Below are 14214 nucleotides of genomic sequence, written 5' to 3'. Positions count from 1 at the left end.
GTCATGCGCCGCGGACGCCGGCTCGCCATCGATGTCGGGGACGCCCGGATCGGGGTCGCCTCCTGCGACCCCGACGGGATCCTGGCCACGCCGGTGGAGACCGTACCGGGACGTGACGTCCCGGCCGCCCACCGGCGGCTGCGGCAACTCGTCGAGGAGTACGAGCCGATCGAGGTCGTCGTCGGTCTTCCTCGCTCCCTCAAGGGGGGCGAGGGGCCGGCCGCTGTCAAGGTCCGCGCGTTCGCACAGGAGCTCGCACGCGGGATCGCACCCGTGTCGGTGCGCCTCGTGGACGAGAGGATGACCACGGTGACGGCCAGTCAGGGACTGCGCGCCTCGGGCGTGAAGTCCAAGAAGGGCAGATCGGTCATCGACCAGGTGGCGGCCGTGATCATCCTCCAGCAGGCACTGGAGTCCGAACGGGTGTCAGGTACATCTCCGGGCGAGGGCGTCGAAGTGGTCATCTGATCGCGGTACGGTAACGTTCCGCGCGATGCGGTGGTGTTCGAATAGCCTCCGCACAGGAGAGAGGCGACGGAAGCCCAGCCACCGCGCGACCACCGCCTCGCGGCTCTAGGGGATCGATGACTGAGTATGGCCGGGGCCCAGGCTCCGAACCGTGGCATCCCGAGGACCCGTTGTACGGGGACAACGGATGGGGAGGACAGGAGGCCCAGGCGGCCCAGTCCCCCTACGGCGGCCAGCCGCAGCACTATCCGGAGCAGCCGCAGCAGCCGCAGTACGGCGACTGGGGCACGGGCCAGCAGGCCGACTACGACCAGGGGCAGCAGCAGTACGCCCAGGGACAGCAGCAGCACTACGGCCAGGAGCAGCAGCAGTACGGCAATCACTCTCCGCAGCAGTACAACGGCCAGGGTGGGCAGGGGTACCCCGACCAGGGTGGCGGGCAGTACGACCAGAACGGTCAGCAGTACGACCAGAACGGCCGGCCGTACAACGGCGGCGGCTGGGACGCGGGCCAGCAGTACCAGCCGCAGCAGCAGGTCCCGTACGGCGCTGATCCGAACGACCCCTACGGCGGCCAGGCCGTGGCGTACAACGGTCAGCAGCCCGACTACTACGGGACCCCCGACGCCTACCCGCCGCCCGAGCCGCCGAGCCGCCGCCGCGCCGAACCGGAACCCGAAGCGGAACCGGAATCGCAGCGCACCGACTGGGACCCGGGGCCGGACCAGGGCGAGCACGCGTTCTTCGCGGGCGATGAAGACGACGAGGAAGACACCGACGACGACCCGCAGAACCGCCGACGCGGCAAGGCCGGAAAAGGCGCCAAAGGCGGTAAGGGGAGCAAGGGCAAAGGCGAGAAGAAGAGCAAGAACGGCTGCGCCTGCCTGGTGGTCTCCCTCGTCCTTCTCTCGGTGGGCGGTGGCGTCACCTATTTCGGCTACCAGTTCTATCAGAGTCGTTTCGGCTCGGCCCCCGATTACGCGGGCGAAGGAACCGGCGGCCAGGTGACCGTCGTGATTCCCAAGGGCGCCTTCGGATCGGTGATCGGCCAGAAACTGAAGGCGGCCGGCGTCGTCAAGAGCGTGGACGCCTTCGTGGCGGCCCAGGCGCAGAACGAGAACGGCGACAAGATCCAGGCGGGTTCCTATCTGCTGAAGAAGCAGATGTCCGCGGAAAGCGCTGTCGCGCTGATGCTCGATCCCAAGAGCCAGAACAATCTGGTCGTCAGGGAAGGGCAGCGCAACGTCACCGTGTACGAGGCGATCGACAAGCAACTCGATCTCTCCAAGGGCACCACCGCGGACGTCGCCAAGAAGAAGTACAAGAGCCTCGGGCTGCCGGACTGGGCGGACGACGACAGCGACATCAAGGACCCGCTGGAAGGATTCCTCTATCCGGCGACCTATCCCGCCGACAAGAACATGAAGCCCGAGACCGTCCTGAAGGACATGGTCGCCCAGGCCAACAAGGAGTACGCCAAGTACGACCTGGAGGCGAAGGCCGACGACCTCGGCCTTGAGGACCCGCTGCAGGTCGTCACGGTCGCGAGTCTCGTCCAGGCCGAGGGCATCACGCACGACGACTTCAAGAAGATGGCGTCCGTCGTCTACAACCGGCTGAAGCCGACGAACGACGTCACCAACCAGAAGCTTGAGTTCGACTCGACGTACAACTACCTCAAGGGTCAGAGCAAGATCGATATCTCGGTCGCCGAGATCCGCAACTACGACGACCCGTACAACACGTACTTCTACAAGGGTCTTCCGCCCGGGCCGATCGGGAATCCCGGCGACGAGGCGTTGCGGGCGGCGCTGAAGCCCGACGGCGGTGCGTGGATGTTCTTCATCTCCATCGACGGCAAGAAGACGGACTTCACCAAGACCCTGGCCGAGCACGAGAAGTTGGTTCAGAAATTCAATGAGCGGCGCAACAAGGACTGACGGGGACCGGCGGTGCCGAGCCGCCGTTCTCGGTTCCCCGATCGGGCATTCCCTTTCCCCGGTGCTGCACCGCGCCGCGTACGAGGAACTCGGTCTGCACCACTGGTCGTACGACCGTTTCGAGATCGACGAGACGGCGCTGTCCGAATTCATCGGGAAACTCGGTCCCGAATGGGCCGGACTCTCGCTGACGATGCCGCTCAAGCGGGCGGTCATTCCGCTGCTCGACGAGATCAGTGGGACGGCGGCCTCCGTCGAGGCCGTGAACACGGTGGTGTGCACCGAGGACGGTCGCCGTGTCGGCGACAACACCGACATCCCCGGCATCGTCGCCGCCCTGCGCGAGCGGGGCATCGAACAAGTGGAATCCGCAGCGATCCTCGGCGCGGGCGCCACCGCGTCCTCCGCGCTGGCCGCCCTCGCCCGCGTCTGCACGGGCGAGGTCGTCGTGTACGTCCGCAGCGCGGCGCGCGCCGCCGAGATGCGGCAGTGGGGCGAGCGGCTCGACATCGAGGTGCGTACGGCGGACTGGTCGGACGCCGGACAGGCGCTGCGCGCGCCCCTGGTGATCGCGACCACCCCGGCGGGCGCCACCGACGCCCTCGCCCCGTCCGTCCCCGAGCGGCCCGCCACCCTCTTCGACGTCCTGTACGACCCCTGGCCCACCGACCTCGCGGCCCGCTGGTCCGCCTACGGAGGCGCCGTCGTCAGCGGACTCGACCTGCTCGTGCATCAGGCGGTGCTCCAGGTCGAGCAGATGACGGGCCGCGCTCCGGGCCCGGTCGACACCATGCGGACGGCGGGCGAGAAGTCCCTCGCGGCCCGCCAGGACGGCCGCTAGGATCCGGTTTCCGATGCCGCGGGGGCGGGGTCGGGGGGACCGGGACAATCGGGGGACAGATCCATGTACGTGACACAGGCATCCTGGAAGTCGGAGATCTTCCAGTCGGTGGTGGGCTTCCTGCCGGACTGGGCGCAAGGCGCCGCGCTGGGGGTCTTCGTGCTCGCCGTCCTGACGGCCTGGGCCCTCAAGCTGAAGCGCAAGTTCACGTACCACCGGGCGGTGCGCGCGGGGCGGCCCGTCCCCGAGTCGGCACGGTACGCACAGGGCCGCGGTGCCGACCACCTGGGCTCGTACGCGCCGCCGCCCCGGCAGGACGACCCCACGGCGTGAGGCGGACCCGCGCCACGGTACGACCCGGGCGCGTCCGCCAGATGGACCTGGGGCCGGGCGCAGGGCGCGGACGTGGGAGGATCGGAGGCGGCGGGCCAGGGCCGCGCACCCGGTCGCGCCGTCGCCGTACGCGAGGACGCGTGTACGCAGCAGCGTGTTCGTAGGAACAGGACACCGCACCAGGGCGCGAGCATGAGGAGCACCGTTGAGCAGGTTGCGCTGGCTGACCGCCGGGGAGTCCCACGGTCCGGCACTTGTGGCGACGCTGGAGGGTCTTCCCGCCGGCGTGCCGATCACCACGGAGATGGTGGCGGACCACCTGGCCCGGCGGCGCCTGGGCTATGGGCGCGGCGCGCGGATGAAGTTCGAGCGCGACGAGGTCACCTTCCTGGGCGGTGTCCGGCACGGACTCACCCTCGGCTCGCCGGTCGCGGTGATGGTCGGCAACACCGAGTGGCCCAAGTGGGAACAGGTCATGGCGGCCGACCCGGTCGACCCGCAGATTCTCGCGGAGCTGGCCCGCAACGCCCCGCTGACCCGGCCGCGGCCCGGCCACGCGGACCTCGCCGGTATGCAGAAGTACGGCTTCGACGAGGCGCGGCCGATCCTGGAGCGGGCCTCCGCACGGGAGACCGCGGCGCGGGTGGCGCTGGGCGCGGTGGCGCGTTCGTACCTGAAGGAGACCGCCGGCATCGAGGTCGTCTCGCACGTGGTGGAGCTGGCGGCGGCGAAGGCCCCCTACGGCGTCTACCCCACCCCGAACGACGTCGAGAAGCTGGACGCGGACCCGGTGCGCTGCCTGGACGCGGACGCGTCGAAGGCGATGGTCGCGGAGATCGACCAGGCCCACAAGGACGGCGACACGCTCGGCGGGGTGGTCGAGGTGCTGGCGTATGGGGTGCCGGTGGGCCTCGGTTCGCACGTGCACTGGGACCGGCGCCTGGACGCGCGGCTGGCGGCGGCGCTGATGGGCATCCAGGCGATCAAGGGCGTGGAGGTCGGGGACGGCTTCGACCTCGCGCGGGTGCCGGGTTCGAAGGCGCACGACGAGATCGTCCAGACCGACGAGGGCATCCGGCGCACCTCGGGCCGCTCGGGCGGCACCGAGGGCGGTCTGACCACGGGTGAACTCCTGCGCGTACGGGCGGCGATGAAGCCCATCGCCACGGTGCCGCGGGCCCTGGCGACCATCGACGTGGTGACCGGCGAGGCGACCAAGGCGCATCACCAGCGCTCGGACGTGTGCGCGGTGCCCGCGGCCGGGATCGTCGCCGAGGCGATGGTCGCGCTGGTCCTGGCGGACGCGGTGGCGGAGAAGTTCGGCGGCGACAGCGTGCCGGAGACCCGGCGCAACGTGCAGTCGTACCTGAAGAACCTGGTCGTGCGGTGACCGGTCCCAGGATCGTGCTGGTCGGCCCCATGGGCGTCGGCAAGTCCACGGTCGGCGCGCTGCTCGCGGAGCGGCTCGGCTGCCGCTTCCGCGACACCGACGAGGACATCGTGGCCGAGCAGGGCCGCACCATCGCGGACATCTTCGTGGACGAGGGCGAACAGGTCTTCCGCGCCGTCGAGAAAGAGGCCGTGCGGCGGGCCCTCGCGGAACACGACGGCGTCCTGGCGCTGGGCGGCGGTTCCATCCTCGACGCGGACACCCGGGCGCTGCTCGCCGGACAGCCCGTCGTGTACCTCTCGATGGACGTCGAGGAGGCCGTGCAGCGCACCGGTCTGAACGCGGCCAGGCCGCTCCTCGCGGTCAACCCGCGCCGGCAGTGGCGCGAACTCATGGACGCCCGCCGCCCGTTGTACGCGGGGGTCGCGAGCGCCGTGGTGACCACCGACGGCCGCACCCCCGAAGAGGTCACCCGAGCGGTCCTCGACGCACTGGAGTTGAAGGAAGCATGAACGAGGCAGTGACGCGGATCCACGTCGGAGGTACGGCGGGCAGTGAGCCGTACGAGGTGCTGGTCGGCCGCCAACTCCTCGGTGAGCTGGGCCAGTTGGTAGGGGATCGGGCCAAGCGGGTCGCGGTGATCCACCCCGAGGCGCTCGCCGAGACCGGTGACGCGCTCCGCGCCGACCTCGCCGGTCAGGGCTTCGAGGCCGTCGCCATCCAGGTGCCCAACGCGGAGGAGGCCAAGACCGCGGAGGTCGCCGCGTACTGCTGGAAGGCGCTCGGGCAGTCCGGCTTCACCCGCACCGACGTGATCATCGGCGTCGGCGGCGGGTCCACCACCGACCTGGCGGGTTTCGTCGCGGCGACCTGGCTGCGCGGGGTGCGCTGGATCGCCATCCCCACCACCGTGCTGGCCATGGTGGACGCGGCGGTCGGCGGCAAGACCGGCATCAACACCGCCGAGGGCAAGAACCTCGTCGGCGCCTTCTACCCGCCCGTCGGCGTGCTGTGCGACCTCGCCGCGCTCGACTCGCTGCCGGTCCACGACTTCGTGTCGGGGCTCGCCGAGATCATCAAGGCCGGCTTCATCGCCGACCCGGAGATCCTCGGACTCATCGAGGCCGACCCGCAGGGCGCCCGTACGCCCGCCGGACCGCACACCGCCGAGCTGATCGAGCGCTCCATCAGGGTCAAGGCCGAGGTCGTCTCGTCCGACCTCAGGGAGTCCGGGCTGCGCGAGATCCTCAACTACGGGCACACCCTCGCCCACGCCATCGAGAAGAACGAGCGCTACGAGTGGCGGCACGGCGCCGCGGTCTCGGTCGGTATGCACTTCGCCGCCGAACTGGGCCGTCTCGCGGGCCGTCTCGACGACGTGACCGCGGACCGGCACCGCACGATCCTGGAGTCCGTCGGGCTGCCGCTGACCTACCGCTACGACCAGTGGCCGAAGCTCCTGGAGAACATGAAGGTCGACAAGAAGTCCCGCGGCGACCTCCTGCGCTTCATCGTCCTCGACGGACTGGCCAAGCCGACCGTCCTGGAGGGCCCCGACCCGGCGGTGCTCCTCGCCGCCTACGGCGAAGTGGGCGAATAGCTCCACCGGGCGGCACTTGCGCCGATTCGCCTTGCGCGGACGGGCACTTCGGGCCGTTCCCGGCCGTTCACCAAACGGCGGCCGGGGACGGTACCGTTCGGTAGGCGAGCGGGGCAGGTGCCCCGCTGCCAGCGCCCATCGCCTGTACGAGACGGAGTGGCACCGGATGCAGCACGCAGTGGGGTCTCCGCTGCCGCCGCCCCATCAGCCGGGGCACGGACCGGCCGCCGGCTGGCCGGGGGCCGCACCACACCCGGGACCGCACCACCCCGGTACGCACGCCGGTGCCCCCGCGGGTCCGCCGCCGGGCTTCGCCGGAGCGCAGACGGGGCCCGCGGCCCCGCACCCGCCCGGTCCTCCGCACCCGCCGGGCCATCCGCCCGCGCCGCACCACGCCGTCCCGCACCACGCCCCCGTGCCACCGACGCCGGACACCACGGGCCATGTCCAGCTACCGCCGGGCGGCCCCGTCCCGATGCCGAGCGCGCCGCCCACGACCGGCACCCCCGACCCGACGTCCACGACGCTCGCCGTGCTGCTCATCGGGCCCGCGGGCGCGGGCAAGACCAGCGTCGCCAAGTACTGGGCGGACCACCGCAGGGTGCCCACCGCGCACATCAGCCTGGACGACGTCCGCGAATGGGTGCGCTCGGGCTTCGCCGACCCGCAGTCGGGGTGGAACGACATGTCGGAGGCGCAGTACCGCCTCGCCCGCCGCACCTGCGGCTTCGCGGCCCGCAACTTCCTGGCCAACAACATCTCCTGCATCCTCGACGACGCCGTGTTCCCCGACCGGCCCGTGGTGGGCCTCGGCGGCTGGAAGCGGCACGTCGGGCCCGGGCTGCTCCCGGTCGTCCTCCTGCCGGGCCTGGAGATAGTCCTGGAGCGCAACGCGGAGCGCTCCGGAAACCGCCGCCTCACCGACGAGGAAGTGGCCCGCATCCACGGCCGGATGGCCGGCTGGTACGGCTCGGGCCTCCCCATCATCGACAACTCCCAACTGGACGTCCCCCAGACGGCCCGAGTCCTGGACGAGGTCCTGGCCCGCTCCATCGCAAGCCCACCCCAGTGGTGACCTGAGCACCGCAAAGGGGCGCGGGGAACGGCGCGCTCGACCCCCACCGGCCCGAGCCTTCCAGGGGCGCGAGGACCAGCGCGCTTTTCAGGGGCGCGGGGAACTGCGCGACAAGCCCCCACGGCCCCGCACCCGGCACGCAACCTCCAGCCGCACCCCTTACTCCGCCGCGCTTTTCAGGGGCGCGGGGAACTGCGCGACAAGCCCCCACGGCCCCGCACCCGGCACCCAACCTCCAGCCGCACCCCCGTCCCCGCAGGCCCCCGCCCACTCGGCCCCCTCAAACCGGCACAATCCGAGCGAAGCTCATACGCTCAGACCATGCCAGAGGTGCACGAAACCCGCCGAGCCCGCCTGAGAGACCGCGTCAACGCCGCCGGCAGCGCCTCCGCGCTGGTCACCCGCCCGGCCAACGTCCGCTATCTCACAGGCGTGGCCCCACCCGGCGCGGTCCTCCTGCTGGGCAGGACCGAGGACCTGCTCGTGCACGGCACCACACCCGGCACGACACCCGGCACCCCCGCCGCCGCGGACGGCCGCCCGGACGACGCCCTGCGCGTCCACACACTGCCGAGCCCCGGAGGCGACCCCGCCGTGGCCGCCGCGGACCTCGCCGCGACCCAGGGCGCCGACTCCCTCGCCGTCGAGGAGCACCACCTCACCGTGGCCCGCCACCGGGCGATCGGTTCCGTGGCGCCCGCCCTGCGCCTCGCGGACGTCGGCGGAGCCGTCGAACAGCTGCGGGTGATCAAGGACGAGGAGGAGATCTCCTGTCTGCGCATCGGCGCGGAGATCGCCGACCAGGCCCTGGGCGAACTCCTGGAGTCGATCCTCGTCGGCCGCACCGAACGGCACCTCGCGCTGGAACTGGAGCGCCGCCTCGTCGACCACGGCGCCGACGGACCGGCCTTCAGGACGTCCGTCGGCACGGGCCCGCACTCCGGGCGGCGGAGGCACCGGCCGACCGACCGCCGGGTCGAGGAGGGAGATTTCCTCTCCGTCTGCCTCGGGGCGACCTACCACGGATACCGCTGCGAGATCGGCCGCACGTTCGTCATCGGCACCTCTCCGGCCGACTGGCAGATCGAGCTGTACGACCTCGTCTTCGCATCCCAGAGGGCCGGCCGTGAAGCCCTGGTGCCCGGCGCCGCCTACCGTGACGTGGACCGCGCGGCCCGTCAGGTGCTGGACTCCTCCGGGTACACGGAGGGCCTTCCGGAGTCGACAGGACACGGTGTGGGGCTCGAAATCGACGAGGAGCCGCAGTTGGCCCCCGCGGCCATGGGTAAACTGGACGCTTGCGTGCCGGTCACCGTCGAACCGGGGGTCCACCTCTCGGGCCGGGGCGGTGTCAGGATCGATGACACGCTCGTCGTGCGCCCTGAGGCGGACGGCGGACCCGAGCTACTCACCATCACGACCAAGGAACTGCTCGCGCTCTAGTCTCGCAAGCCGCACAAGCCTCGACCGTATCGAGTGCTTCGACCGCTTCGAGCCGTGCGCGTGTTACCTGGGTCGTCCACGTCAGTCCAGGAGATTCCGCAACCGTGGCTTCCACGAACGACCTCAAGAACGGCCTGGTGCTCAAGCTCGACGGGGGCCAGCTCTGGTCCGTCGTCGAGTTCCAGCACGTCAAGCCCGGCAAGGGCCCCGCCTTCGTGCGCACCAAGCTGAAGAACGTGCTTTCCGGCAAGGTCGTCGACAAGACGTTCAACGCCGGCGTCAAGGTCGAGACGGCCACTGTCGACAAGCGCGACATGCAGTTCTCGTACATGGACGGCGAGTACTTCGTCTTCATGGACATGCAGACCTACGACCAGCTCATGGTCGACCGCAAGGCCGTCGGCGACGCCGCCAACTTCCTGATCGAGGGCTTCACCGCCACCGTGGCGCAGCACGAGGGCGAGGTGCTCTTCGTCGAGCTGCCGGCCGCCGTCGAGCTGGTCGTCCAGGAGACCGAGCCCGGTGTCCAGGGCGACCGCTCCACGGGCGGCACCAAGCCCGCCACCCTGGAGACCGGTCACCAGATCAACGTGCCGCTCTTCATCACCACCGGTGAGAAGATCAAGGTCGACACCCGCACGAGCGACTACCTCGGCCGGGTGAACAGCTAACCGTGGCTGCCCGCAATACGGCCCGCAAGCGCGCCTTCCAGATCCTCTTCGAGGGTGACCAGCGAGACGTCGACGTCCAGACGGTCCTCGCGGACTGGATCCGGCACTCCAGGACGGACACCCGGCAGCCGCCGGTGAGCGAGTTCACGATGCAGCTGGTCGAGGGCTACGCGAACCACACGCGGCGCATCGACGAGCTGATCTCGCAGTACGCCGTCGACTGGACGCTCGACAGGATGCCGGTCGTCGACCGCAACATCCTGCGTCTCGGCGCGTACGAACTGATCTGGGTGGACGAGACCCCGGACGCGGTCGTGCTCGACGAGGCGGTGCAGTTGGCCAAGGAGTTCTCCACGGACGACTCGCCGGCCTTCGTGAACGGGCTGCTCGGCCGGTTCAAGGAACTCAAGTCCTCGCTGCGGCGCGACGAGGTCTGAGGGATCCGCTCCGCGCACGGTTCGACGTCGTGTGCGGGCCGGTGGGGCTGGTCGCGCCCACGCGGCGCAGCCGCCCAGTGTCACGGCTCCGCGCCCTGTAGTACGCCGGAGGGCCCCCAGCATCACGCTGGGGGCCCTCCGGCGTACCTGCTACCGCCTCGGGGCCGTACGGGCCGTGGGAACGCCCTCGGGGTGGCCCGAACCATATGGTTCAGGCCACCCCGAGGGCACGTTTCTTCTCAGTGCTGGTGGCGGTCAGCCCTCGTCGTGGGAGACCGCGCGGCGCGCGTCCGCGTCCAGGACACCCCAGCTGATCAGCTGCTCGGTGAGGACCGAGGGCGACTGGTCGTAGATGACGGCGAGAGTGCGCAGGTCGTCCTGGCGGATCGACAGCACCTTGCCGTTGTAGTCGCCGCGCTGGGACTGGATCGTCGCCGCGTACCGCTGCAGGGGGCCCGCCTTCTCGGCCGGCACGTGGGCCAGTCGCTCCAGGTCGAGGACCAGCTTCGGCGGCGGCTCGGCGGCCCCGCCCGGCGTGGTGCCCGGCAGCAGCTCCTGCACCGGAACGCCGTAGAAGTCCGCCAGCTCGGCAAGACGCTGCACGGTCACGGCGCGGTCGCCGCGCTCGTACGAACCGACCACGACCGCCTTCCAGCGGCCCTGGGACTTCTCCTCGACGCCGTGGAGGGAAAGGCCCTGCTGGGTACGGATGGCGCGGAGCTTGGCCCCGAGCTGTTTGGCGTATTCGCTGGACATATGGCTCCCCGGACACTGTGTCGACGTGCGGCTCGGCCGCGCGGCTGGTGACTCACTGTGAGGTTACGCAGCGTGACTCTGGCTCGTCAAGCCGGATGGTCCGGACCGGTCCCCCTGGGAAGGCGGAGTACGGCCGGGACGAGGGGGGTGATCAGGGGCATTGCCGGGCTGGTACCGTTGATGGCGCAATTCCGACGTCCTTTAATGATCCGTCCCGAGAGGCGGAGAAGGAGGTCCGTTTCGTATGGACACCGAACAGCAGAAGCAGCAGTACGAGTCCGACGCCCGGCCCGTTCTTGAGGCGCCCGACATCGCGCGGGTCCTGACCCGCATCGCCCACGAGATCGTCGAGCGCGCCAAGGGCGCCGAGGACGTGGTGCTCCTGGGCATTCCGACCCGGGGCGTCCACCTGGCCCAGCGGCTCGCCGTCAAGCTCCAGGAGATCACCGACCGCCGCATCCCGGTCGGCTCCCTCGACATCACCATGTACCGCGACGACCTGCGCATGCACCCGCCGCGTGCGCTGGCCCGTACCGACATCCCCAGTGACGGCATCGACGGCAGACTGGTCGTCCTCGTCGACGACGTGCTCTTCTCCGGCCGCACCATCCGCGCCGCCCTCGACGCGCTGAACGACATCGGCCGCCCGCGCGCCGTGCAGCTCGCGGTCCTCGTCGACCGCGGCCACCGCGAACTCCCGATCCGCGCCGACTACGTCGGCAAGAACCTCCCCACGTCGTTGCGGGAGACGGTCAAGGTCCAGCTCGCCGAGGAGGACGGTCGGGACACCGTGCTGCTCGGTGTGAAGCAGACCTCCCAGGGCGGGCAGCCGTAGCTCTCCGGCGTACGGCCGTCGCCGTGCGCCGGGCCCACGCGCGCCCCTGCCCGCCCCGGTTGTGCTTCCCGGCACCTCCGGACGCCCGCTTCCCGACCTGAACTGCCTTCTGCCTTACGGAGCCTGAAAGATGCAGCGTCATCTCATCTCGGCCGCCGACCTCACCCGCGACGACGCCGTCCTGATCCTCGACACCGCCGAGGAGATGGCCCGGGTCGCCGACCGGCCGATCAAGAAGCTGCCGACCCTGCGCGGCCGCACCGTCGTCAACCTCTTCTTCGAGGACTCCACCCGGACCCGGATCTCCTTCGAGGCCGCCGAGAAGCGGCTGTCCGCGGACGTCATCAACTTCACCGCCAAGGGCTCCAGCGTCTCCAAGGGCGAGTCCCTGAAGGACACCGCCCAGACCCTGGAGGCGATGGGCGTCGACGCCGTCGTCATCCGGCACGGCGCCTCCGGAGCCCCGTACCGCCTCGCGACCTCCGGCTGGATCGACGCCGCGGTCATCAACGCGGGCGACGGCACCCACCAGCACCCCACCCAGGCCCTGCTCGACGCCTTCACCATGCGGCGCCGGCTCGTCGGCCGGGACGCCGGCCTCGGCCAGGACCTCTCCGGCAAGCGCATCACGCTCGTCGGCGACATCCTGCACAGCCGGGTCGCCCGCTCGAACGTCGACCTGCTGCACACCCTCGGCGCCGAGGTCACCCTCGTCGCCCCGCCGACCCTGGTGCCGGTCGGCGTCGAGTCCTGGCCCTGCGAGGTCTCGTACGACCTCGACCGGACGCTGTCCAAGTCCGACGCCGTGATGCTGCTGCGTGTGCAGCGCGAGCGGATGAACGCGGCGTTCTTCCCGACCGAGCGCGAGTACTCGCGGCGCTACGGCCTCGACGGCGACCGCATGGCGAAGATGCCCGAGCACGCCATCGTGATGCACCCCGGGCCGATGGTCCGCGGCATGGAGATCACCGCCGAGGTCGCCGACTCGGAGCGCTGCACCGCGATCGAGCAGGTGACCAACGGGGTCTCGATCCGGATGGCCGTCCTGTACCTGCTGCTCGGCGGCAACGAACCCGCCGCCACCCACACGCGTACCGAGGAGAAGTAAGTCACATGAGCAAGATCCTTATCCGTGGTGCGAAGGTGCTCGGCGGCGAGCCGCAGGACGTCCTCATCGACGGCGAGACGATCGCCGAGGTCGGTACGGGACTCTCGGCAGAGGGCGCGGAGACCGTCGAGGCCGACGGCAAGGTGCTCCTGCCGGGCCTCGTCGACCTGCACACCCATCTGCGCGAGCCCGGCCGCGAGGACTCCGAGACGGTCCTGACCGGTACGCGCGCCGCCGCGAGCGGCGGCTACACCGCCGTGTTCGCCATGGCCAACACCTTCCCCGTGGCCGACACCGCCGGTGTAGTCGAGCAGGTCTACCGGCTCGGCCGGGAGCACGGCTACTGCGACGTCCAGCCCATCGGGGCCGTCACCGTCGGCCTGGAGGGCAAGAAGCTCGCCGAGCTGGGCGCCATGCACGAGTCCGCCGCGGGCGTCACCGTCTTCTCGGACGACGGCAAGTGCGTCGACGACGCCGTGATCATGCGGCGGGCCCTGGAGTACGTGAAGGCCTTCGGCGGTGTCGTCGCCCAGCACGCCCAGGAGCCCCGCCTCACCGAGGGTGCCCAGATGAACGAGGGCGTCGTCTCCGCGGAGCTGGGACTCGGCGGCTGGCCCGCGGTCGCCGAGGAGTCGATCATCGCCCGGGACGTCCTGCTCGCCGAGCACGTCGGCTCCCGCGTCCACATCTGCCACCTGTCGACCGCAGGCTCCGTCGAGATCGTCCGCTGGGCCAAGTCCCGCGGCATCGACGTGACCGCCGAGGTCACCCCGCACCACCTGCTCCTCACCGACGAGCTGGTCCGCTCGTACAACCCGGTCTACAAGGTCAACCCGCCGCTGCGCACCGAGCGCGATGTGCTGGCCCTGCGCGAGGCGCTCGCCGACGGCACGATCGACATCGTCGCCACCGACCACGCCCCGCACCCGCACGAGGACAAGGACTGCGAGTGGGCCGCCGCCGCCATGGGCATGGTGGGCCTGGAGACAGCCCTGTCGGTCGTCCAGCAGACGATGGTCGAGACGGGCCTGCTCGACTGGGCCGCGGTCGCCGACCGCATGTCCGTCAAGCCCGCCGAGATCGGCCGGGCGCAGGGCCACGGCCGTCCCGTCTCGGCAGGTGAGCCCGCCAACCTCACGCTCGTCGACACCGCATACCGTGGTGAGGTGGACCCCGCGGGCTTCGCATCGCGCAGCCGCAACACTCCGTACGAGGGTCGTGAGCTGCCGGGCCGTGTCACGCACACGTGGCTGCGGGGCAGGGCCACGCTCGTCGACGGGAAGCTCGCGTGACATCACTCACCCCCCTTGCAGCGCA

15 protein-coding genes are annotated in these 14214 nt (G+C 70.7%); 14 read left to right on the top strand and 1 reads right to left on the bottom strand.

The genetic code is table 11. From position 1 onward, the window contains the following. Positions 1-3 precede the first annotated feature (3 nt). The 11 genes from ruvX (at position 4) to nusB (ending at position 10198) form a co-directional block, all read left to right on the top strand. The gene (ruvX, locus tag ACH4DZ_RS21440; RefSeq protein ID WP_398289213.1) at positions 4-468 is read left to right on the top strand and encodes a Holliday junction resolvase RuvX; all 465 of its coding nucleotides are present in this window, start codon (positions 4-6) and stop codon (positions 466-468) included. Between the two features lie 116 nt (positions 469-584). Further along, entirely contained in the window at positions 585-2408 is a 1824-nt protein-coding gene (gene mltG / locus ACH4DZ_RS21435; protein ID WP_398288815.1) for an endolytic transglycosylase MltG, read from the top strand. After that, positions 2386-3249 carry a shikimate dehydrogenase gene (locus ACH4DZ_RS21430; protein WP_398288814.1) on the top strand — a complete coding sequence of 288 codons (864 nt, stop codon included), beginning with the start codon at positions 2386-2388 and terminating at the stop codon, positions 3247-3249. The genes mltG and ACH4DZ_RS21430 overlap by 23 nt, the downstream gene beginning before the upstream one ends. A gap of 63 nt (positions 3250-3312) precedes the next feature. After that, positions 3313-3582 carry a hypothetical protein gene (locus ACH4DZ_RS21425; RefSeq protein WP_398288813.1) on the top strand — a complete coding sequence of 90 codons (270 nt, stop codon included), beginning with the start codon at positions 3313-3315 and terminating at the stop codon, positions 3580-3582. Positions 3583-3787: 205 nt separating this feature from the next. After that, on the top strand, positions 3788-4972 hold the full coding sequence (gene aroC, locus ACH4DZ_RS21420; protein ID WP_398288812.1) for a chorismate synthase: 1185 nt from the start codon (positions 3788-3790) through the stop codon (positions 4970-4972). 29 nt (positions 4973-5001) lie between these two features. Beyond that, complete coding sequence (locus tag ACH4DZ_RS21415) at positions 5002-5484, top strand: shikimate kinase (RefSeq protein ID WP_398289212.1); 483 nt, start codon at positions 5002-5004, stop codon at positions 5482-5484. Continuing rightward, on the top strand, positions 5481-6572 hold the full coding sequence (gene aroB, locus ACH4DZ_RS21410) for a 3-dehydroquinate synthase (protein WP_398288811.1): 1092 nt from the start codon (positions 5481-5483) through the stop codon (positions 6570-6572). The genes ACH4DZ_RS21415 and aroB overlap by 4 nt, the downstream gene beginning before the upstream one ends. 166 nt (positions 6573-6738) lie before the next feature. Next, positions 6739-7647 (top strand): Pro-rich N-terminal domain-containing protein, encoded by a 909-nt coding sequence (locus ACH4DZ_RS21405; RefSeq protein ID WP_398288810.1) that lies wholly within the window; start codon positions 6739-6741, stop codon positions 7645-7647. A 321-nt stretch (positions 7648-7968) separates the two neighbouring features. Beyond that, positions 7969-9090, top strand: coding sequence for an aminopeptidase P family protein (locus tag ACH4DZ_RS21400; RefSeq protein WP_398288809.1), 1122 nt, complete (start codon positions 7969-7971; stop codon positions 9088-9090). A 104-nt stretch (positions 9091-9194) separates the two neighbouring features. Beyond that, complete coding sequence (gene efp / locus ACH4DZ_RS21395; RefSeq protein WP_055513022.1) at positions 9195-9761, top strand: elongation factor P; 567 nt, start codon at positions 9195-9197, stop codon at positions 9759-9761. A gap of 2 nt (positions 9762-9763) precedes the next feature. Further along, complete coding sequence (gene nusB / locus ACH4DZ_RS21390; protein ID WP_398288808.1) at positions 9764-10198, top strand: transcription antitermination factor NusB; 435 nt, start codon at positions 9764-9766, stop codon at positions 10196-10198. 255 nt (positions 10199-10453) lie between these two features. On the opposite strand, the gene bldD is transcribed toward nusB, so the two are convergent. After that, entirely contained in the window at positions 10454-10954 is a 501-nt protein-coding gene (bldD, locus tag ACH4DZ_RS21385; protein WP_067366005.1) for a transcriptional regulator BldD, read from the bottom strand. Between the two features lie 244 nt (positions 10955-11198). On the opposite strand from bldD, the gene pyrR reads away from it, so the two are divergent. From pyrR to ACH4DZ_RS21370, 3 genes are all read left to right on the top strand, one after another. After that, positions 11199-11789, top strand: coding sequence for a bifunctional pyr operon transcriptional regulator/uracil phosphoribosyltransferase PyrR (pyrR, locus tag ACH4DZ_RS21380; RefSeq protein ID WP_398288807.1), 591 nt, complete (start codon positions 11199-11201; stop codon positions 11787-11789). A gap of 130 nt (positions 11790-11919) precedes the next feature. Continuing rightward, positions 11920-12897: an aspartate carbamoyltransferase catalytic subunit gene (locus ACH4DZ_RS21375; RefSeq protein WP_398288806.1), complete on the top strand. Its 978-nt coding sequence runs from the start codon at positions 11920-11922 to the stop codon at positions 12895-12897. 5 nt (positions 12898-12902) lie between these two features. Further along, a complete protein-coding gene (locus tag ACH4DZ_RS21370; RefSeq protein ID WP_398288805.1) occupies positions 12903-14189 on the top strand; it encodes a dihydroorotase in 1287 nt (428 codons plus the stop codon). Positions 14190-14214 lie beyond the last annotated feature (25 nt).

The sequence above is a fragment of the Streptomyces sp. NPDC017991 genome (assembly GCF_044328075.1).
Classification (GTDB): domain Bacteria; phylum Actinomycetota; class Actinomycetes; order Streptomycetales; family Streptomycetaceae; genus Streptomyces.
The sequence above is the reverse complement of the archived record's forward strand: the minus strand, read 5'-3'. Positions and strand labels throughout refer to the sequence as shown.